The following is a 21,679-nucleotide window of genomic DNA, read 5'->3' on the forward strand; positions in this document are numbered from 1 at the left end:
TTTGTAGGGTGACGCCCATGAGCGCAGAGCGAACGGGACGAGACGGAGCATCGGCCAGCCCTGTGACGAAGGTGGTCATCCCGGTCGCGGGCCTCGGGACGAGATTCCTGCCGGCCACCAAGGCGACCCCCAAGGAGATGCTGCCGGTGGTCGACAAGCCGGCCATCCAGTACGTCGTCGAGGAGGCGGTGACGGCGGGCTTGGAGGACGTGCTCCTGGTCACCGGCCGCAACAAGGACGCCATCGAGAACCACTTCGACCGCGCGTGGGAGCTGGAGGCGGCGCTCGAGGCCAAGGGCGACGACGAGCGGCTGCGCCGGGTGCAGAAGTCGCAGGTGCTGGGCGACATCCACTACGTGCGGCAGGGCGACCCCCGCGGGCTCGGCCACGCGGTGCTGTGCGGCGCGCGCCACGTCGGGAACGAGCCGTTCGCCGTCATGCTCGGCGACGACCTCATCGACCCGCGCGACCCCCTGCTGCCGAAGATGCTCGACGTCCAGCGGCGCTACGGCGGCAGCGTCATCGCGCTCATCGAGGTCGACCCGGCGCAGGCACACATGTACGGCTGCGCGTCCGTCGAGCCGGCCGAGGACGACGTCGTCCGGGTCACCGACCTGGTCGAGAAGCCGGAGCCGGGCACCGCGCCGAGCAACCTCGCCATCATCGGCCGGTACGTGCTGCACCCGGCCGTGTTCGACGTGCTGCGCGAGACGCCGCCAGGGCGCGGCAACGAGATCCAGCTGACCGACGCGCTCAAGACGCTGGCCGGCCGTTCCCGTGACGAGGACGGCGGCGGCGTGCACGCCGTGGTCTTCCGTGGCCGGCGCTACGACACCGGCGACCGCCTCGACTACCTGCGCACCATCGTCAGCCTGGCCAGTGAGCGCAGCGACCTCGGCGCCGACTTCCGCGGGTTCCTGCGCGAGTTCGTCGCCGACCTACCCGCCGAGGACACCCAGTGAAACGGGTCGCCGACCACCTCTCCGACGTCCTCGGTGCGGTCAAGCCGCTGTCCGAGCTCGATTTCCAGCTGCTCGACGCGCACGGCTGTGTGCTCACCGAAGACGTCATCGCTCCCTGGTCGCTGCCGCAGTTCGACAACACCGCCATGGACGGGTACGCGGTGCGGGCCGAGGACGTCGCGGGCGCGACGGAGGAGGAGCCGGTCGAGCTGCCCGTCGTCGTCGACATCCCGGCCGGCGACACACAGGTCAATGCCATCGGCCCGGGGCTGGCCGCGCGCATCATGACCGGGGCGCCCGTCCCGGCCGGCGCCGACGCCATCGTCCCGGTCGAGCACACCGACGGCGGCACGGTGCGGGTGCGCATCAGCACGCCGGCCCAGCCGAGCGCGCACATCCGCCGCGCGGGCGGCGACGTGCAGGCCGGCGACGTCGTCCTCGGCGCGGGGACGTATCTCGGCGCGGCCCAGATCGGGTTGCTGGCGGCGGTGGGCCGTGACCGCGTCGTCGTCCGGCCGCGGCCGCGCGTCGTCGTCATCTCCACCGGCAGCGAGCTGATCGAGCCCGGCTATCCGCTGACGACGGGGCAGATCTCCGACTCCAACTCGTTCACCCTGACCGCCGCGGCACGCGAGGCCGGCGCCGTCGCCTACCGGGTGCCGCCGGTGCCGGACGACAAGGACCGGCTGCTCGGGCTGATCGAGGATCAGCTCATCCGCGCCGACATGGTCATCACCACCGGCGGAGTCAGCGCCGGCGCGTACGACATCGTCAAAGAGGTGCTGTCGGGCCTCGGCACTGTGCGGTTCGACAGCGTCGCCATGCAGCCGGGCAAACCGCAGGGCTTCGGCACCATCGGCGAGGACAGCACGCCCATCTTCGCGTTGCCCGGCAACCCGGTCAGCGCGTTCGTGTCGTTCGAGGTCTTCGTGCGCCCGGCCATCCGCAAGATGCTCGGGTCGCCGCGGCTGCACCGGCCCAGCGTCAAGGCCGTCCTGCAGGAGCGGCTGCGCTCGCCGGAGGGACGGCGCCAGTTCGCCCGCGCCCGCGTCCAGACCACGCAGGACGGCACCTACCAGGTCCGGCCGATCGGGGCGCAGCAGTCGCACCTCATGGGCGACCTCGCCTACGCCAACGCGCTCATCGTCGTCCCCGAGCACATCACCGAGGTCGCGGCGGGCCAGGTCGTCGACACCGTTCTGCTGGAGAGGCGGCGGGAGTGAACTCGTCAGGCTTCACGCACCTGGATTCCGAGGGTGCGGCGCGCATGGTCGACGTCTCGGGCAAGGACGTCACGGTGCGGACGGCGACGGCGTCCGGTCGCGTGCTGGTCTCGCGTGCGGTCGTCGCGGCGCTGCGCGGTGACGGGGTCCCGAAGGGCGACGCGCTCGCCGTGGCCCGCATCGCCGGCATCCAGGGCGCCAAGAAGACGCCGGACCTGGTGCCGCTGTGTCACCCGCTGGCGTTGCACGGTGTGGACGTGTCGTTGTCAGTGGTCGACGACGCCGTCGAGATCGTCGCCGTCGTGCGGACGGCCGACCGCACCGGTGTCGAGATGGAGGCCCTGACGGCGGTCGCGACCGCCGCGCTCACCGTCGTCGACATGGTCAAGTCCATCGACAAGGGCGCCGTCATCAGCGACATCCGCATCGAGGAGAAAACCGGCGGGAAGTCCGGCACATGGCGGCGCGGATGAAGGCTCTCGTGGTCACCGTCTCGACGCGCGCCGCGTCCGGGGTGTACGAGGACCGCGGCGGGCCGCTGATCGTGGAGCGGTTGCGCTCCCTGGGCTTTGCGGTGTCCGACCCGACGGTGGTTCCCGACGGCGACGACGTCGAGCAGGCCTTGCGCCAGGGCGTCGCGGCAGGGTACGACGTGATCGTGACCACCGGCGGCACCGGGCTGAGCCCCACCGACCACACGCCAGAGATGACGCGGCGGGTCCTGGAGGCGGACGTGCCCGGGCTGGCCGAGGCGATCCGCGCCTACGGTGTCGCGGGCGGCGTGGCCTCCGCTGTGTTGTCGAGGGGCGTGGCCGGGCGGGCCGGACGAACACTGATCGTCAACCTTCCCGGGTCGACGGGCGGGGTCCGCGACGGGCTGGCGGTGCTCGCCCCGGTGCTCACGCATGCGGTCGACCAGATCCGGGGTGGCGACCATCCGCGGCCGGCGGCCGGTGACCACCCGGGGACCGGCGCGGACGTCGTCGACGGCGGGGGAGACGGGAGCGACCGGTGAGAGGAAGGTCCGGCGGCCGGTTGGGGTGGCCGGTCGAGATCACCGAGGGGCCGGTCGGGCTACGGCCGCTGAACGGACGCGACGCGCGAGCGTGGACGCAGATCCGCGCGCGCAGCGACGCCTGGCTGCGGCCCTGGGAGGCCACTCCGCCGCCGCCCAACGACCCCTACACCATGAGCTTCCGGCAGATGGTCCGGCTGCACACCGCGCAGGCCCGCGACGACGAGGCGCTGCCGTGGGCCGTCACCTACGAGGGGCGGCTGGCCGGCCAGTTGAACGTCTCGAACATCATCTGGGGCTCCGCGCGCATGGGCACCGTCGGGTACTGGCTCGACGTCGACCTCGCAGGCCGCGGCATCATGCCCACCGCGGTGGCGATGGCGGTGGACTACTGCTTCTTCGTAGCCGGGCTGCACCGCCTGGAGGTCAACATCAGGCCGGAGAACCGTGCCTCGCTGCGCGTGGTCGAGAAGCTCGGATTCCGTGAAGAAGGATTGCGGCCGCGATTGCTGCACATCGACGGTGAATGGCGTGATCATCGCTCCTTCGCGTTGACCGTCGAAGAGATCCCGGACGGGTTGTTGAGCCGTTGGCGATCATCCCGCATGGCGCCCTGACCTAGGCCGATAACGCTCGGTGAGTGGTATTCGCCATTCCGTCACGTTCTGTTGATGTTTTCCTGTGCGATTATTGCTGCGCTAGCTTTCTGCGCAAAGTGATATGAATTCGCCACGGGGGACGATTCATGAACGACTCGGCGGGTGTACGCCTCTGGAACGGTGCGATGCTCCCGACACCGGGGGTGTTCGAGATCGACGCATCGCACACCACGGCGGGCTTCGTCGCGCGCCACCTGATGGTCACGCAGGTGCGCGGCCGGTTCGAGAAGGTCGAAGGCACCGTCCACATCGCCGAGGACCCACTGGAGTCGTCGGCGTCGGCCGTCATAGAAACCGCCAGCATCACCACGGGCGCCGCCGACCGCGACGCCCACCTGAAGAGCCCCGACTTCCTCGACATCGAGGTCTTCCCCACCATGCAGTTCGTCTCGCGGCACGTGCACGGCGGCGAGTCCGGACCGAAGTGGTCCATCGTGAACGGTCAGATGGTGCGCCGGCGGCGCGGCGGCGCCGGCAAGTTCGTGTGCGTCGGCGACCTGACCATCCGCGGCGTCACCCGCCCGATCGAACTGGACGTCTCCATCGACGGCGTCAAGGGCGACCCGTGGGGCGGCGAACGGCTGGCGCTGAGCGCGACGGGCGAGATCGACCGCGAGGAGTACGGCATGACCTGGAACGTCGCGCTCGAGGCGGGCGGCTGGCTGGTGTCGCGGAAGATCCAGATCGAGATCCGGGCGCAAGCGATCCGGATGACCTGAGGGCGTCGTCGCTCGACTGGGTCGGTGGGCAGTTGGGGCCGTCGGCGGGGTGCTGTCGTCACACCAGTCACACCTGTTACCGACGACACACCGGTGCAGGTCCAACGTGCGGGATGCCGCGCATCGTAGCGTTCTATGGCATGGGGTACAGCGGACTCATCTACGCGGCGATCGTCGCAGCGTGGGCCGCCTTTCTCGTGCCCCGATGGGTCCGGCGCAACGAAGAGGTCGACCGGGCCCGAGAAGCCGACGCGGCGCGAGGAGTTCGCGTCCTGCCCCGTCGAACCGGCCCGCCCCAAGCACCACATGGGCGGGTCGTTGAACAATCCGTACTCGAAAGTCCGGTGGCGGGGGCGCCGGCTGTTCAGGCAGCTGCATCGGCAGCTACCTCGGAGGCGTCCGTGAATTCGGTCGATCAGCTGTTCGCCGCCGCGGCCAGGCGGCGACGCCGGCTGATGGTGGTACTGCTCGGTGCCTTTGTCGCGGCCGTGGGACTGGCCGTCGCCGGGCCGGTGCCCGGCTGGCTGCCCGGCGTGCCGGGGTTGCTGACGTTGCTGTTCGTGTTCAGCGCCCGCCGGGCCGTCGTCGCCCAGGCACAACGGCGACGGGTCCTGGAGCGTCGTCGGGCCGCGGCGCGGCGGCGGGCGGCGGCTGAGCAGGCGCGTCTCGATGCCGAGCTGGCGGCGGCGGAAGCGGCGGAGATCGAGGCCGCAGGCCGGCGACTGGTCCTGCCTTCGGACGAGGAGCCCGTTGCCGACGCCACGGACGACAGCTGGTCGCCGGTGCCCGTACCGCTGCCGACCTACCTGACCAAGCCGAAGGCGCCGCGGGCAGCCGCGCGGAAGATCGACCTCAGCTCGTCCGGCGCCTGGACGTCGGGACGGTTGGACCCCGCCAGCTCGATCGAGCTTCCCCGCCGCGAGCCTGCGGAGGCACCTGCTGACCGGCCGGCGGCAGCGACCGGGACGGACGGCGCCGCGGCGGACGGCGGCTCCGACGAGCAGTCCGCGCACGAACACCAGCACCGCCGCGCCGTCGGCGACTGACGGTCGCCCCATGGTCCTGCCGATTCGTTCTCGGCGTGGTCCGGATGGTAAAGTCTCCCAGGTTCCAGGGGCTGTGGCGCAGCTGGTAGCGCACCTCGTTCGCAACGAGGGGGTCAGGGGTTCGAGTCCCCTCAGCTCCACTTCTTACATCCAGTCAGACACAGGGCGAACCCATTCGGGTTGGCCCTGTTTCGTTTCGGGGGTCACGATGGCGAGCGCACGGATTCGGTCAGCGTGGTAGGGGCGAGAGGTCGCGAAACGGCCATCGCCGGTGCGGTGCATCGGTATCGGCTGTCGCCCGCGCGCTGGACGGCGGCGATGGCGCGAGAATGGCGGCGCGACTCCCCACCCGTGGAGGCTGCCGAGCGTGTGGCCGAGCAGCTCTGGGGTTCGGCGACCCTGCTGCCTATGGTCCGGTTCGTCTGCGCGAGCACGTTCCCCGTCGTGACCTGGGACAGGGACGCGTTGATGCAACGGAAGACTGCCGCGCCGCTGCTCCATCCCAAGCTCGTCGAGCAGGTCCTCACCGACGTCGCGACGTCGGCTGAGATACCGCCGGTGCTGCGGATCGTGGGGTTCGTCGGGGTATCGCCGCTCGCGACGGCGTACCAGGAGCATGCGTCGTTGCGCGGCATCGCCCGCACCGTCGTGATGGTCGCGCCGCACGGCAACCCCAGGACGATGACGTTGGCCGAATGCGACGCTCAGGGGACGGCGGTGGTTTCGGTTCGTGCCGCGGGGCCACAGGTCGTCGTTCCCGGTGACCCCGGGCCCCGAGCCGGCAGCGCCATGTCGCCGATCTGGTTGCGTCTGTTCGGGGAGCAACTATTCGACTGGGCGATCCGTTCCGGCCGACTACCTGAGTAGAGCGCCGGATTCCGCCCAGGCCTTCAGCAACGGCGGCCGGGTCCAATTGACCATTGTGCTCCTGATGTCGTCGTGGATGTCCAACGCAAGCGAGCACTTCGCTCGCCACGAGAGGAGGCTTTCTCTCCTGCCACCGCCATCGAGGACGTGTCGTACGACATCGACGATGGCGTGCGTGTTGTGGGCGTACGCATGGTCCCCGTCGAGGATGGTGTCCAGGCGAGCGTGCTGGCAGCGCACGCACATGCAACGCCAGTAGTGGCTCTCCGGAGAAAGGCTGATCGCCATGCTGACCTTCTCCGACAGGTGGTAGCTCAGCGCCTACGGAACCAGCACGGAGAAGTCATTGGACACTCGCGGGCCGCCCCTCGGAGGCATGATGTGGCGCAGGCTCGCGGTCGTTCCCATAGTGCTGAAGGCCGCGCCGGCAGCCAAGGCGCCTACCGCTGACTGATCTGTTCGTAGTACAGCCATTGGCGTCGGCGATTCGAGCAGATACAGGAAGCCGTGCACCGCATCTTTGGTTCGCAGCGGATCACCCACTGCACCGAGCATGACGGCGACCGGCCGGCCGTAGGAGTCGATGAGCGACCGAACGTACTCGGCGCCCTTGCCGAGCCAATATTCGTCCAGAGGTAGGGCCAGGATGAATTGGCCTTGGGTATCGCCCTCAAAAGCCTCCGCATGTCGGAACAGAACATTCAGGTCGTCGTAGGCAGCCTGGTCGACGTAGCCGCTGTCGGTGAGCGCCCAGGTGAGTCCGTGGGCCCATTGTTCCTCGACCCAGCGCGTACTGAGGGGTGCCGGCCGTTGGCACGTGTCGTAGTCGTCCCAGTATGCCACGAAGCACCGACAGTTGATCTTCAGGCGCGAGATGTGAAGCACGCAACGACGAGCCGAGCGAGGAAGCGGGCGCCGGCAGCAGGCTCAGATGTGACATAGGCGATGTGCTCGTCGAGTTGTGCTTACCGCGCGCCTACTGATAGGGCGCAGGTGCCAGCCATTGCCCCGGGAACATGGTTGGAGCATTAACCGCTCCCTGACCGAGACATACAGGTCGCTCCAGGCCGTACATCACCGCGGCCCTCCCTTTTGTGTCCTACATCCGACTGGCAAGATTCACCTATCGGTGGGGCGGACCGCAGAGAGGTGTGGCAAATGGGGGACGATGAGCTGACGATCGCGCCTGGCTCGGTAGTAGTGATCCGTGACGAGGACTGGATCGTGACCGGCATCGAGGGCACGCCCGGCGGCCGTCGGCGCATCGACGTCGTCGGCCTCTCCGAACTGGTCCGTGAAACTGAGGCGACGTTCCTCGAAGAGCTTGAAACCAAGATCGATGTCCTCGACCCCCGCCGAGCCGTCCTCGTCGCCGACGACTCCCCTCGGTACAGGCGCACCAGGCTATGGCTGGAGGCTACCCTTCGCCGTACGCCGGTCCCGTTCGGCGATCCAACCCTGCACGTTTCGCACACGATGCTGATCGACCCCCTGCAGTACCAGCGCAGAGCGGTTGCCCAGGCACTGTCGAAAGACAACCTGCGCCCGCGCATTCTGATCGCGGATGCGGTCGGCCTCGGAAAGACTCTTGAGATCGGCATGGTCATCGCGGAGCTGGCGCGTCGTGGTCGAGCCGATCGGGTCCTCGTCGTCACGCCAAGGCATGTCCTTGAGCAGATGCAGCAGGAGCTGTGGGCCCGGTTCGCGTTGCCACTGGTCAGACTCGACTCAGGCGGCCTGCAGCGGGTCCGCCAAGTACTCCCGGCTTCCCGGAACCCGTTCACCTATTTCAAGCGCATCATCGTCTCGATTGACACGTTGAAAAGCCCACGCTACCGCGCCTACTTGGAGCAGCAGCGCTGGGACGTCGTGGTCATCGACGAGTCGCACAACCTCACCAATGTGGGCACCCTCAATAACGAGCTGGCTCGAGTGCTCGCCCCCAACACCGAGGCGCTCATCCTCGCGTCGGCGACACCCCACAATGGGAAGAAGGAGTCGTTCGGCGAGCTGCTGCGCCTGCTCGACGCGACGGCCGTGGGCCCCGATGGCGAGTACGACGTACGGGATGTCTCCAGGCTGTTCATCCGCAGGCACCGCCACTCCGAGGATGTCGCGGCCGAGGTGGGCAACCATTGGGCACTCCGGCCCGCACCGAAGATCGTCTCGGTGACGGCGTCCAAGGCCGAGGACGCGATCGCCGACGAGCTGTCCCGCGCCTGGTTGCACCCGGCGAGCGGCGCCTCTCCGTACTCGGGCGCCACCACCGCCCTGTTCCCATGGACGCTCGCCAAGGCGTTCCTGTCGTCGTCGGCAGCACTGCACGCCACGGTCACCGAGCGGATCACGCGCATCGGCGAGGCCACCACCGAAGGCCAACGCCGCGAATTGGCTGCGCTCGAACGGCTCGGCGAACTCGCCGTCGAGGGCATGACCGCTGACCGTGCGTCGTTCCGAGGAGCGGAGCCCGGCGGCAAGATCGCCGCCCTCGTCCATCACATCAAGGGCATCGGTGTCGCGCATGATTCGGGGACCCGAGTCGTGTTGTTCGCCGAACGCATCCCCACGCTGAACTGGCTCCGCGAGATCCTGCCGACCGCACTCGGCATGAAGGGTGACCAGTTCGCGATCCTGCACGGTCAGCTGTCCGACGTCGAGCAGCAGCAGATCGTCGACGACTTCAAGAAGGCCACGTCACCGGTCCGCGTGCTCATCACTGGAGACGTCGCCAGCGAGGGTGTCAACCTGCACGCCCACTGCCACCATCTGGTGCATGTCGACATCCCGTGGAGCCTCATCCGCATCGAGCAGCGCAACGGCCGGATCGACCGGTATGGGCAACTACACCCGCCGCAGATCGCGGCCCTCGCACTCGTCCCGTCCGATGACCGTTTCAGCGGCGATATTCGCGTCCTGCAGCGACTACTGGCCAAGGAGCACGAGGCGCACACCACCCTCGGCGACGCTGCCTCACTGATGGGGAAGCACTCCGTCGCTCTCGAAGAGGACGAGATCAAGAAGACCCTGGCCCGTGGCACGGACATCGACGAGGTCATCCCCGCCCCGCACACCGCGGACGTCGACGACCCGTTCGCCGCCTTCGATGCGCTGTTCACCGCGGCGGGCGACGACGCGCCGCCGCCACCGCCGGTGAGCGATACCTACGAGTTCTTCGCCACCGATCTCGCCTTCCTGGAGCACGCCCTGGCCGAGGCTTACGACGACCCGGCACGGCCGCCCGCCGACGACGGGCGGACACGTAGTGGTGGCGTCGGGTGGACGGAACACCGGGGGAGCGGACTGGTCGAGCTACGGCCGCCGCACGATCTGCGCACCCGCATGGATGCGCTGCCGCAGTCGTACGTCTCCGAGCGACGGGTCAAAGAGCGCCTGCTGCTGGCCACGTCGACGGAGGTCGCGAACCAGCACCTGCAGGCGGCACGCAACAGCGTCGGCGGCTCCACGTGGCCCGAGGCGCACTACCTGTCGCCGTTGCACCCGGTGCTCGACTGGGCCGCCGACAAGGTACTCGCCACGCGTGGCCGCAACGAGGTGTCAGTCGTGTACGGCGCGGTGGACGATCCGCTGGTGCTGGTTCTCGGCACGCTGATGAACAACCGCGGACAGGTGGTCAGCCGGCAGTACCTGACCGTGGTGTTCCCCGGCGGCGACCCCACCTTTCCGATCGTCACCGCACAAGCCGACCTGTCCTGCCTGGACCCGACCGGGCTGCGCGCCGGGGGGATCAACTCCGGAGCGGTCCAGATCACCGACCGCCACCGCGACCTGGTGCCGGCCGCCGTGGATCGGGCCACGCAGGAACTCGAACGCTCCGCCGATGACCACGTGGCGCAACTCCGCGAACGGATCGATACGTGGTCGCAACGTGCCAATGGCTGGCGGGACAAGGCCGAGCAACTCGAGCTCGAGCTGTTCGGTTCGGGACTGAGCAAGGTGCGTCGCCTCTCCGACCGCGTCTCGCAGGAGCAGGAGATCGCGGATTCGCTGCGGCCGGACCACCGGCTGGTCCGACCGCTCGTGGTTATCGTCCCCCAGCCCTCGGACGGCGGTGACGCATAGATGGCGCGTTTCGACTCCGTCGTCGTCGGCGAGGAATGGATCTCCGAGCACTACCTCACCAGCGACGCCCGCAAGGACACGTTCCTCGCCCACGTCCTCAGGCTGCGCAAAACCTGGCAGGAGTACGAGGAACTCGGCAAATCCACTCCGCGATCGGACCTGACCGCCCGCGCGACCGACATCGCCGCCGCGGTTGCGGCGCTGGGCGACGTGACACCAGCTGCGACAGGCGACGAGGTCCACCGTCTGCACACCCTCCTACGCCGGGCGCTCCACCTGGACCGCGAGGCCGTCGACTGGCTGGCCGAGCGTTCTGGCGCCGAGATCCGTATCCCGGCGGCAGTCGCCCATCCGACTCCTACCGGCACCGCCCTGGTGATCCTTCAGGCGATGCCTGTCCACGCGGTGGAGGAGGTCCTGGACACCGACAGCGGGAGTGGCCGACTCCTCACTCCCGCACTCATCGACGGCAAGCCCGACGACGTCACCGCCCGCGTCGTCTCGACCGTCTTCCTCGCCGACGATCCGCCGCCGTTCGTCCTGGTGCAGGCCGGCCGATGGGCGCTGCTCGCCGAGCGCACTCGATGGCCGGAGGGGCGCTGGTTGGCCGTCGACCTCAGTCTCGTCGGGGAACGTCGCGACATCCGCAGCGGCGGTGAGATCGACCACGTCGCCGCACTCCTGGGCGGCGACACGCTGCTCCCCAGTGCCGACGGCAGCACGCTGTGGACCGCGATCCTCGACGAGTCTGTGCAGCACACGGTCGGTGTGTCCAAGGATCTGCGCGAGGGCATCCGGTTGTCGGTGGAGATCATCGCCAACGAGGTCGTCCGCCGGCGTCGCGGCCGCGGTCTGGCGGTCGAGGGCGTGTCCGGTCTTGCCGACGATCTCGCTCGCGAGTCGCTGCGGTTCCTCTACCGCATCCTGTTCCTACTCTATGCCGAGGCTGATCCGGAGCTCGGCGTCGTACCGTCGCGGACACCGGAGTACGAGAAGGGCTACGGCCTGGACCGGCTGCGCGACCTCACCCTCGTCGAGCTCACGTCCGAGCAGTCGAGGCACGGAACGCACCTGTACGCGTCGTTGCGCCGCCTGTTCGACCTCGTGGACACCGGCCACCCGTCCGAGGACGTCCCGTTCCACGCCCTGCGTGCCGACCTGTTCAAGAAGGACGCGACCCGGCACATTGCCGAGGTGGGCCTGGGCAACGATGCGGTCCAGCAGGTTCTGCGGCACCTGCTGCTGACGAAGGCGACGAAGGGCCGGGACCGGGGCTTCATCTCCTACGCCGAGCTCGGTATCAATCAGCTCGGTGCCGTCTACGAGGGGTTGATGTCGTACTCCGGGTTCATTGCCGAGACCGATTTGTACGAGGTGGCGCCGGGCGGGAAACCCGAGAAGGGGACGTGGGTAGTGCCGGTCGACCGGGCCGGCGACATCGCTGACGACGATTTCGTGCGGGACGAGGACCCGGCCACCGGTGAGCCGCGACCCGTGATCCACCGGCAGGGCACGTTCGTGTACCGCCTGGCCAGCCGCGAGCGTCAACGCTCGGCGTCCTATTACACCCCGGAGGTGCTCACCCGGTCGGTGGTGAAGCACTCTCTCGCCGAACTGCTCGACCAGAACGATGAGACGACACCGGCGCTGGACATCCTGCGTATGACGGTGTGTGAGCCAGCTCTCGGCTCGGGGGCGTTCGCGATCGAGGCGGTCCGCCAGCTCGCGGCGAAGTATCTGGAACGCCGTCAGGAGGAACTCAGCGAGCAGATCCCCGCCGAGGATTATCCGCGCGAGCTTCAACGGGTCAAGGCGTACCTGGCGTTGCATCAGGTGTACGGCGTCGACCTGAACGCCACCGCCGTCGAGCTGGCCGAGATATCGCTGTGGCTGGACACCATGCACGCCGGGCTGCAGGCGCCGTGGTTCGGCCTGCACCTGCGCCGGGGTGACTCACTGATCGGAGCGCGCCGCGCCGTCTACTCGCCGAGCAAGCACTTCACCAAGCGGGAGTGGCTCAAAGCCGTACCTCGGGACGTGCCGCTGCACGACACCGACGCGACAATGGACGGTGGTGTACACCACTTCCTCCTTCCGGCCATGGGCTGGGGTGCCGTCGCCGACACCGCCGAGGCCAAGCAGTATGCGCCTGAGGCCCGTGAGCGCTTGCGCGAGTGGCGGCGAGCGGTGCGATCGAACCCAACAAAGCGCGACCGTGACCGGCTGGTCCGGATGGCGCAGCGGGTCGAGACGCTGTGGGACTTCGCCCGACGCCGCTTGGAGATCGCCGAGGCCGAGATCCGACGCCACATCGACGTGTGGGGGGCCGACGGCGAGCTGCCGGAGACAACCGGCGCCGTCACCCGGGAGGACGTCGAACGTGTCCTCGAGGACGAGAACGGTGCCTACCGGCGGCTGCGCCGGATCATGGACGCCTGGTGCGCGCTCTGGTACTGGCCGGTGACACCTCGCACCGATCCCGACTCCGGCGAGGAGATCAAACCGCCGACGTGGGACACGTGGCTCGACGGACTCGAAGCCGTGCTTGGTGTGCAGGCCAAGGAGACCGACCGTGACCGCAAGGGCCAGGCGGCATTCACCGGGAACCTCGACTGGCACGGCTTGGACGACGCGGAGGACCACGACCGTGGCTTCACCTCGACACAGCAGATCGACCTGGCGAAGCAGAAGTACCCCTGGCTGCACGTCGCCGAACAGATCGCCCAGGAGCAAGGCTTCTTCCACTGGGAGCTCGACTTCGCCCCGGTGTTCGCCCGAGGCGGCTTCGACCTCCAGGTTGGCAACCCGCCCTGGGTCCGTCCCTTCTGGGATGAGCCCGCAGCTCTCGCCGAGTACGACCCGTGGTGGCAGCTGACCTCGAAGCCTGCCGAGCAGATCAAGCGCGAGCGGCGTGAGGTGACCCTCGCCCTCTCCGGCGCACTCGATGCCTTCCTCGACGAACGTGCAGCCCAAGCCGGGATGAACGAACACCTCGCCAGCGACGTCGATCGCCCAGTGCTGCGTGGCCTACAGCCGGACCTTTACCGCTGCTTCATGGAACGCACCTGGCGGTCCATGAGCCCGCAGGGCATCGCCGGGCTCATCCACATGGAGTCCCACTTTACCGAGCTTCGAGCAAATGGCCTGCGCCGGGAAGCCTACTCGCGCCTGCGTCGCCATTGGGCATTCAAGAACAACACCTACGTCTTCAGTGAGATCAGTGACAAGCGTAGTTTTGGCTTGCATATCTATGGTCAATCTCACGACGTGAGTTTCGTTCATGCTGGCTGGATCTATGATCCGTCTGTGATCGACCGATCCATGACTCACGATGGCTCCGGTGAAGCTCCGGGCGTACGTGATTTCGCTGACCGCTGGGACGTCCGGCCGCATGCCGAACGTATCGTCCATGTCGATGAAACCGTACTCGGCACATGGTCCGCTCTGATTGACGAACCTGGAACGCCAGCGCGTGAGGCTCGGATGCTGTATCCGGTCAACCGCGCGAGTGCCGACGTTCTCGCGAAGATGGCCGGATCGCCAAGACTAGGTGATCTTGAATTCGAGTGGACTGCAGGATGGCACGAGTCTGCCGACCGCAAGAGGGGCTATTTCGACGGCCGTTCCGCCACGCCGACGTCGTGGTCAGACGTCATACTGCAGGGTCCGCACCTGACTGTGGCAAATCCGCTCTATCAACAGCCGAACGAGAATGCCACAGGTCGACAGGACACGACTGAGAACAATCTCGAACGTATACCGGCAGACTTCATTCCACGGACGAACTACCAGCGAGCAAAGTCGTACCCGGAGTACATTTCCGGCTATCCCCGGTGGAGCGACCGCCCGAGCGCCGAGTACTTCCGCCTCGCCTGGCGCAGGATGGCGGACTCCGCGACAGTGCGAACCCTGCACGCCGCGATCATCCCTCCGGGACCGGCGCACGTCGACCTTATTCGGAGCGCACTTGTCGGCGCTGAATATTGCGACTTGGTGGTCGCCGCGGGATTATGGGTCTCATTGCCAGTGGACTTCTTAGTCAAGGCTTCTGAAACGAATGAACTCAAGCACGGGGTTGTTCAACGGTTTCCCCACATTCGGCGGCACCCAGTCGAGCAACAACTCGTTCTGCGGACGCTCCGGCTAAACTGTCTGGTGCGGCCGTACGCGCCCTTGTGGGAGGAACTGTTCGCTCAAGACTGGACGACCGACGTGTGGGCTCCGGGCGTTGGGCTGGACTCTTCGGTCAACATCGACAAACGGCAACTCGGCGATGTCGAGGCGGCGTGGTCGTGGGACACGCCGCTGCGCCGGGACGCCGACCGGCGGCAGGCGTTGGTGGAGATCGATGCGATCGTCGCCGTGATGCTGGGCATCACCGCCGACGAGCTGGTCACGATCTACCGGACCCAGTTCCCGGTACTGCAGAAGTACGAGCGGGAGGCCCTCTACGATGCACACGGCCGCCAGGTGCCGCGCGAGCTGGCGAAGGAGTACCGCAAGCACGAGGGTGCCATACCTGCCGAAGGGTTGACCGTCGCCGGCATGACCTATGCGACGCCGTTCCTCACGGTCGACCGCGAACGCGACTACCGGCTCGCCCACGACCACTTCAGCCGGCTTGCCGACGAGGCAGCGCCGTGACGTCGCTGCTGCCGTCGCTGCAGGCGGCCGACCTGCGGCGTGCCCTCACCGCGTACCTGTCTACGACGTTCGCGCTCACCGACGACGACGTCCGGACCGCACTCGAAGCGTTCCTTGCCGACCCCGACAACGGCATCTTCCGCGGACCCTATGTGCGGCTACGGCTGCCGTTCCGGCCCGCCGACGGCACCTGGTCGGTCCCGCTGGACTGGTACCCGCCCGAGTGGACGCCGTACGGTCACCAGGCGCGGGCATTCGAGCGGCTGTCCAGCAAGTATGCCGCGCCATTGCCGACGCTGGTGACCACCGGCACCGGTTCCGGTAAGACCGAGGCGTTCCTCTACCCGGTTATCGACCATGCCCTGCGCACCCGTAGCGCCGGTCAGCGCGGCATCAAAGCGCTCATCTTGTATCCGATGAATGCGCTGGCCAATGACCAGGCCGGCCGGATAGCCACACTTCTGTCCGAGGACCCGCGTCTCGGCGGCCTGACCGCCGGCCTTTACACGGGCGTGGGCGGCTCGCGCACGAAAGTCAGCAAGGACGGACTCATCACCGACCGCACGATCATGCGGGACGAGCCGCCGGACATTCTGCTGACCAACTACAAGATGCTCGACCAGCTGCTGCTCCGGTCCGACGACGTGGCGTTGTGGGATGGTGCGCCCGAGTCGCTGACATATCTCGTCCTGGACGAGTTCCATACGTATGACGGCGCCCAGGGTACCGATGTCGCCATGTTGCTGCGGCGCCTCGGCGCGGCGCTGGGGATCGCCCGCGACGGAGCGCCGCTCGGTGACGTCACTCCTGTCGCTACGTCGGCCACGCTCGGAACGACGGCGGGCGACACACGTCGCGCAGGAGACACGGCGGGCACGGAGGCGATGCGCGAGTTCGCCGCCACCGTGTTCGGCCGGTCCATGGATCCGGACGCGGTCATCACCGAGGACCGGGTCACGGTCGACCAGTGGCAGGAGGAGCGACGCCGGGCCGACGCAGCCGCCCGCTCCGAAACGGGAGACCGAGTCTCCTACCGTCCACGAGACCTCGTCGATGCGGCAACGACCGCGACGGCGATCCGGCAGGCCGGGCCGGATCCAATCGCCGCCATCAATGCGCTGATCGCACTGGTCGTCGAACGCGCTAACAGAGACCAGACCGAGCTGACGTCTCGCGAGGTCCGGCGGATCCGCGAATCGCGCGCACTGAGCGAGGTCGTCACCGATCATCCGCTCACGCTGGCACTGCTCGAGCATGCTCAGCGGCCGGTGGCATTGAGCGAGCTCGCCAGCGCCCTCTTTCCGTCCGACACCAGCGTGGGCCGCGCCGACGGGGTTGCCATCGTCGATGCCTATCTGGGCCTGCTGTCGCTGATCCGTGCCGACCTGCTCGATGGCCACGAGGCGCGACGGTTCCTCGGCGTCGACGTGCAACTGTGGATCCGCGAGGTGTCCCGCGTGGACCGGCTCGTGTCGTCGACGCCACGGTTCCGCTGGGGTGACGACGGCATGGCCGGCTACGACGCAGGGCTCTACCAGCCGGCGATCTACTGCCGGAACTGCGGACGTTCGGGGTGGGGTTCGCTGCGCAGTGTCACAGGCTCGAACCTCGACACTGACGCCAAGTCTGCGCGACAGGCGACACTCACCGGCAATGATCGATACCGCGCCCTGATCTTCGCCGGGGGCGAGGCGGCCGCCGTCGACCAGAGCGGCGGCTCAGTCACCGTCGACGGACTGTATTGGCTGGACCTGCGAAGCCGAGAGGTACTGGCCGAATCGCCATCCGACGACGACGAGGAGCTTCGGCACGTCCCTGTCCTCACCGATTGGGACGGTCGGTTCAGACCTCGCGATGAAGTCTGCCCGTCCTGTCAGCAGAAGGATTCGATCCGATTCCTGGGGACTCGCTCCTCCACCTTGGCATCGGTCAGCCTGAACGCACTGTTCGGATCGGAGTCGCTGGAATCGGCGGAGAAGAAGACGCTGCTGTTCACGGACAGTGTGCAGGACGCCGCCTACACAGCGGGATTCGTCCAGGCGCGATCACACACCATGAGCCGAAGGTCAGTCGTCCGGTCCGCCTTAAGCTCCGATCCGATGCCACTACCCGATGTCGCGGCAGACATGATGGCCGCCGCAGGCGAGGACCCCCACGCCCGGTACGCGCTCATCCCGCCCGAGCTCGCCGACCGCAAGCGCTTCGCTCGCTACTGGACGATGGAGGGCGACCGGCGGGAAGAGCGGGCTGCCCGTCACGCGGTGAAGGCTCGCCTGGACTTCGACCTGGCCCTGGAGTTCGGCCTCCAGTCACGCACTGGACGGACACTGGAGCTGACGGGCTCCGCCGTGGCCGAGGTCGACGTGGGCACCAGCGACCGGCTCCGACGCGCCGCCGCGGAAGCCCTGTCGAAAGCACGCGAGCAGCACAGCTTCTCGCCCGAGTTCGATGAGCTGTTGGGCGTGGGCATCGACGCCACCCTCGTGTCTGGTTGGGCGCGCGGTGTGCTCGAGCGCATGCGCGTGCAAGGTGGAGTCCACCATCCCTGGCTCGACGCCTACCTGCGCAGCGACGGGAATCGGTGGTTTCTGCTTGGCGGCCGGCGACGCCGCGACCGCGACGACGGCATGCCCGCGTTCCCCCGAGGTCGCCCCTCGCCCGCATTCCCCACCACGTCGGCTGCCCGCGAGAGCCTCGATAGTGTCACCGGGCACGCATCCTGGTACGCGCGATGGGCGGTCCGCCAGCTCGGCACCACACCCCGCGACGGTGGCGTCATCACCGGCGCCTTCCTGGCCCGCGCCGCCCAGGAGGGATGGCTCACGGAGACCGCCACCGACTCCGGCGCTCGGGTGTATCGCATCCCGCCCGATCTGGTGGTGGTTCACATTCCCGGCGACGGCGCTTTGGCCGACGGTGAGCATGCGCTGCGATGCTACGTGTGCCACACGGTCACGCCGGGATCGCAGGCGACCATCACCGATCTCGACGGCGCGGCCTGCCTACGTCAAGGTTGCCCGGGCCGCCTGCACAGGCACGCACTGGCTGCCGACTATTACCGCGAGCTGTACGACAGCAGTCGGATCCGGCGGGTCGTTGCCCGCGAACACACGTCACTCCTGCCGGACAAGGTGCGCCTGGAGCACGAGGAGGCGTTCAAGTCTGGCCGTGGCCCCAACGTCCCCAATGTGCTCGCCGCGACGCCGACGCTGGAGCTGGGCATCGACATCGGCGACCTCTCCACGGTCATGCTCGGATCGCTGCCCCGCGAGGTGGCGTCGTACCAGCAACGGGTGGGGCGGGCCGGTCGCCTGACTGGGAACGCGCTCGTCCTCGGGTACGTACGCGGTCGAGGTCAGAACCTTCAGCGGCTCAACGAGCCCACGTCGTTGATCGACGGCGAAATCCGACCGCCGGCCACCTATCTGGACGCGATCGAGATCCTTCAGCGCCAGTACGTCGCCTTCCTGATCGACCAGCGAGTCCGCAGCGGTGTACCCGATCCGCCGTCCGGGCGCGGTGCCACCCGTCAGGTTCTCGCCTCCGGTTGGGACACCGGAACCTGGATCGGTGACCTGCTCTCCGACGCCCGCATCAAAGCCAATGAGTACACGTCCCGATTTCTGGGACTCTTCGGGAACCTCGTCGCACCCGACACCGCCGCCACCTTGCGCGCGTGGGCCGGCGTTGAGCTCCCGGACAACGAGGTCAGCGGAGTGGAGCACATCTTTCAATCGGCGATCCGCTCGTACCAGCACGAGTTGGACGACCTGGGGCGACGGTCCGGCGCCTTGGCGGACTCGCTGCCCGAACTCATCCAGGCAGCTGAACGTGCCACCGCCACCGACGAGGACCAGCGCAACCGTCGTGCGGCCGAGGCCGAGCAACGCGCCCTCGACATGCGCCGGGCTGCCCTGCGTGGTCAATACTGGATTAACGCACTGGAGGAACGCGGTGTCCTGCCGAACTACACGCTGCTCGACGACACCGTGCAACTCGATGTCTCACTGCGCTGGTACGACCATGACACCGGAGACTTCCACCACGAGCCGCAGACCTACCAGCGTGGTGCCTCGGTCGCTCTCACCGACTTCGCACCCGGCGCCACGTTCTACGCCCAGAGCGTCGCGATCGCGATCGACGCCGTCGACGTCGGCCCCGGCCTTGACATGGTGCGCGAGCGTTGGATCGTATGCGCGCGGTGCGGATGGTCCGTGGCCGAGCAGGCCACCGTAGGTCCGCCGTCACAGGCATGCCCCCGGTGTGGCGACGCCGCGGTTCGTGACGTGGGTCAGCGTCTCGACGTCATCCCCCTCGAACGAGTCTCAGCTGAGGTCTTCCGCGACGAGGCGCTGATATCCGATGGCAACGACGATCGCGTGCAGACCTCGTTCTCGGTTGTCCCCCTCGTCGACGTCGACCCAGCGCGGGTGTCGGGCGCGTGGCGCCTGGACGGGTATCCGTTCGGCGCCGAGTACGTCCGGGAGTGCCTGGTGCGCTGGGTCAATCTCGGACTGGCGCAGCGTTCCGGCTCCGAACGGGTGCTGGCGGGCAATGAGATCCGGGCGCCCCTGTTCCGGGTATGTCCAGCTTGTGGGGTGGTCCCGTCGGCGCAGCGCCGCGACGAGAACGAGGCACGTCACCGTGGCTGGTGTCCACACCGTCGGGACCTCGATATCGACTGGCAGACGGTTGCGCTTGGGCGCAGCCTCCGGACACAGGCCGTCCAGCTCCTCATCCCGCCGCACTTCACCCGAGACACCTTCGCCGGCGCCTCATTCCGGGCGGCTCTGCTGCTTGGTCTGCGGGAAGTCATCGGTGGCGCGCCAGACCATCTCGACGTGGTAGAGGCTCACGCCCCGGTCGATGGTCAGGACCGGATCGTGCTCGTTCTCCACGACACCGTGCCTGGCGGAACCGGGTACCTGGCTGACTTCGCCCGACCGAGCCGCGTGCACGACGTGCTGTCCGCGGCACTGGACGTGCTCTCCACCTGCTCGTGCCGCGAGGAACAGGTGCTGGCGTGCCACCGCTGTCTGATGCCGTTCGCGCCACCACAGATGGTCGAGCACACGTCACGTGCCCGTGCCGAACAACTGCTCCGGGAGATCCTGGACTCCGGCCGGGAGAACGCCGGCGCCTCGGACGACTCGCCGTGGTCGGTCACCGAGATCTCGTCGCTGACCGACGTGGTGCTGGAATCGACGGAGAGCCACCTTGAACAACGGTTCCGCGCCACGCTGGTCGACGCACTCCGTGCGCGCGGCGCAGACATTCGTGAAGAGCCCCACGTAGATGGCACGGTCGTGCACATCGGCGTGCCCGGAGACATGCGCCGCCAGTGGGCGCTGCGACCACAACCCCGATTGCACGGCACGCGGCCCGACTTCGTGTTGATGACAGAGGACACATCCGTCCCGGCCATGTATATCTACACCGACGGACGGCGCTTCCACTCCCATCCTCGGGCGAACAATCTCGCCGACGACGCCGAGAAGCGCGCGATTCTGCGGCAAGCTGGGCATGTCGTGTGGGCGGTGACCACGGCCGATCTCGATGCCTTCGAGGCCCGTACCGAAGGCGCGGCTGTTCCACCGCCTACGTGGTTCACCGACCACGTCCGGACGAACCTCGCCCGCCTGCGCGGTCGGGAACTCGTGTCGGCCGGATCGGTCGGCGACGATGTGATAACCGCCGATGCGGTGACTCAGATCTTGACATGGGTCGCGAATCCTGAGCCCGCTCGGTGGAGATCGCTGGCATCGATTCTGCCGCTAGCTTTCATGGATCAGAACCGGCGCGAATGGAACCTCGAACGGCTGCCGGGTGTAGTGCTCGCAGCGCTTGCCGGTGCACCCGCACCGCCGACCGATCCCGGCGGTCTCGCCGGCTGGTGGTGGCAAGACTCGACCTGCGTGATCGCGGCCGCCACACCGGCGCCACCTGCGCTAGACATCACGACAATCTTGGCCGTCGATGACACCAGCGCCGCGCTGGAAGCTGACGAGTCGGGCGCTGCTTGGCGTACGTGGCTCGCGCTCTCCAATATCCTCGGCTTCGCCGCGCGGCCACCGCTGATCACCACCCAGTCACTCCTTGCCGGACCTGCGGTGTCACACCCGCCTCGCGCCGTCGACTACACGTTCACACCACCGGACGACACCGTCGCCGTCGTGTCCCCCGCCTGGCAGTCCTTGTTCGACACCGCCGTCGACGAGATCGAACTTCGCGTCCTGCGCGCCCTCGCAGAAGCCGGCGTCCCGCTACCGGAGCAAGGGCACGAGACCGGGACGGGCGTCACCATCGATATCGCCTGGCCGAATCACCGCGTGGCCGTCGTATTCTCACCGGTCCAGGGCCACGAACTGGCCGGCGAGGGGTGGACTGTCGCCGGTCTTTGGGACGATGACCTACCGGCTCGGGTGAAGACGTTACTCGGCACAGATACCACAGGAGGCGGCTGA

Annotated in this window: 12 protein-coding genes and 1 tRNA gene; 12 read left to right on the forward strand and 1 reads right to left on the reverse strand. The window is 67.9% G+C overall.

Annotated features, from left to right (window positions below):
- The first annotated feature begins 17 nt into the window (after nucleotides 1–17).
- The 9 genes from galU to JIAGA_RS0104735 all read left to right on the forward strand — a co-directional run bounded on the left by galU (nucleotide 18) and on the right by JIAGA_RS0104735 (nucleotide 6,491).
- Nucleotides 18–962, forward strand: a complete 945-nt coding sequence (galU, locus tag JIAGA_RS0104695; RefSeq protein WP_051425728.1) for a UTP--glucose-1-phosphate uridylyltransferase GalU — start codon at nucleotides 18–20, stop codon at nucleotides 960–962.
- Nucleotides 959–2,185, forward strand: a complete 1,227-nt coding sequence (glp, locus tag JIAGA_RS0104700; RefSeq protein ID WP_026874769.1) for a molybdotransferase-like divisome protein Glp — start codon at nucleotides 959–961, stop codon at nucleotides 2,183–2,185. Before galU ends, glp begins: the two co-directional genes overlap by 4 nt.
- A gap of 44 nt (nucleotides 2,186–2,229) precedes the next feature.
- The gene (gene moaC, locus JIAGA_RS0104705) at nucleotides 2,230–2,658 is read left to right on the forward strand and encodes a cyclic pyranopterin monophosphate synthase MoaC (RefSeq protein WP_157552705.1); all 429 of its coding nucleotides are present in this window, start codon (nucleotides 2,230–2,232) and stop codon (nucleotides 2,656–2,658) included.
- Nucleotides 2,655–3,200, forward strand: a complete 546-nt coding sequence (locus JIAGA_RS27570; RefSeq protein WP_051426583.1) for a MogA/MoaB family molybdenum cofactor biosynthesis protein — start codon at nucleotides 2,655–2,657, stop codon at nucleotides 3,198–3,200. Before moaC ends, JIAGA_RS27570 begins: the two co-directional genes overlap by 4 nt.
- Nucleotides 3,197–3,817, forward strand: a complete 621-nt coding sequence (locus JIAGA_RS0104715; protein WP_211239509.1) for a GNAT family N-acetyltransferase — start codon at nucleotides 3,197–3,199, stop codon at nucleotides 3,815–3,817. Before JIAGA_RS27570 ends, JIAGA_RS0104715 begins: the two co-directional genes overlap by 4 nt.
- 128 nt (nucleotides 3,818–3,945) lie before the next feature.
- Entirely contained in the window at nucleotides 3,946–4,578 is a 633-nt protein-coding gene (locus JIAGA_RS0104720) for a YceI family protein (protein WP_026874772.1), read from the forward strand.
- Nucleotides 4,579–4,718: 140 nt separating this feature from the next.
- Nucleotides 4,719–5,624 carry a divisome protein SepX/GlpR gene (gene sepX, locus JIAGA_RS0104725; protein ID WP_483790125.1) on the forward strand — a complete coding sequence of 302 codons (906 nt, stop codon included), beginning with the start codon at nucleotides 4,719–4,721 and terminating at the stop codon, nucleotides 5,622–5,624.
- 67 nt (nucleotides 5,625–5,691) lie between these two features.
- A tRNA-Ala gene (locus tag JIAGA_RS0104730) sits at nucleotides 5,692–5,764 on the forward strand.
- A 136-nt stretch (nucleotides 5,765–5,900) separates the two neighbouring features.
- Complete coding sequence (locus JIAGA_RS0104735) at nucleotides 5,901–6,491, forward strand: hypothetical protein (protein ID WP_157552707.1); 591 nt, start codon at nucleotides 5,901–5,903, stop codon at nucleotides 6,489–6,491.
- A gap of 321 nt (nucleotides 6,492–6,812) precedes the next feature.
- On the opposite strand, the gene JIAGA_RS27575 is transcribed toward JIAGA_RS0104735, so the two are convergent.
- On the reverse strand, nucleotides 6,813–7,334 hold the full coding sequence (locus tag JIAGA_RS27575) for a hypothetical protein (protein ID WP_157552709.1): 522 nt from the start codon (nucleotides 7,332–7,334) through the stop codon (nucleotides 6,813–6,815).
- Between the two features lie 315 nt (nucleotides 7,335–7,649).
- On the opposite strand from JIAGA_RS27575, the gene JIAGA_RS0104750 reads away from it, so the two are divergent.
- The 3 genes from JIAGA_RS0104750 to JIAGA_RS27580 are packed head-to-tail and all read left to right on the forward strand — an operon-like array spanning nucleotide 7,650 to nucleotide 21,679.
- Entirely contained in the window at nucleotides 7,650–10,571 is a 2,922-nt protein-coding gene (locus JIAGA_RS0104750) for a helicase-related protein (RefSeq protein WP_051425730.1), read from the forward strand.
- A complete protein-coding gene (locus tag JIAGA_RS0104755; protein WP_026874778.1) occupies nucleotides 10,572–15,215 on the forward strand; it encodes an Eco57I restriction-modification methylase domain-containing protein in 4,644 nt (1,547 codons plus the stop codon).
- Nucleotides 15,212–21,679 (forward strand): DEAD/DEAH box helicase, encoded by a 6,468-nt coding sequence (locus JIAGA_RS27580; protein ID WP_035812094.1) that lies wholly within the window; start codon nucleotides 15,212–15,214, stop codon nucleotides 21,677–21,679. The genes JIAGA_RS0104755 and JIAGA_RS27580 overlap by 4 nt, the downstream gene beginning before the upstream one ends.

The organism is Jiangella gansuensis DSM 44835 (assembly GCF_000515395.1).
In the GTDB taxonomy this organism is placed as follows: Bacteria; Actinomycetota; Actinomycetes; order Jiangellales; family Jiangellaceae; genus Jiangella; species Jiangella gansuensis.

Bases quoted from the DNA above. Each gene is read 5' to 3' on its own strand.
- sepX (WP_483790125.1), top strand. From the start codon at position 4,719: ATGGGGTACAGCGGACTCATCTACGCGGCGATCGTCGCAGCGTGGGCC.
- JIAGA_RS27570 (WP_051426583.1), top strand. From the start codon at position 2,655: ATGAAGGCTCTCGTGGTCACCGTCTCGACGCGCGCCGCGTCCGGGGTG.
- galU (WP_051425728.1), top strand. From the start codon at position 18: ATGAGCGCAGAGCGAACGGGACGAGACGGAGCATCGGCCAGCCCTGTG.
- moaC (WP_157552705.1), top strand. From the start codon at position 2,230: ATGGTCGACGTCTCGGGCAAGGACGTCACGGTGCGGACGGCGACGGCG.
- JIAGA_RS0104720 (WP_026874772.1), top strand. From the start codon at position 3,946: ATGAACGACTCGGCGGGTGTACGCCTCTGGAACGGTGCGATGCTCCCG.
- JIAGA_RS0104750 (WP_051425730.1), top strand. From the start codon at position 7,650: ATGGGGGACGATGAGCTGACGATCGCGCCTGGCTCGGTAGTAGTGATC.
- JIAGA_RS0104755 (WP_026874778.1), top strand. From the start codon at position 10,572: ATGGCGCGTTTCGACTCCGTCGTCGTCGGCGAGGAATGGATCTCCGAG.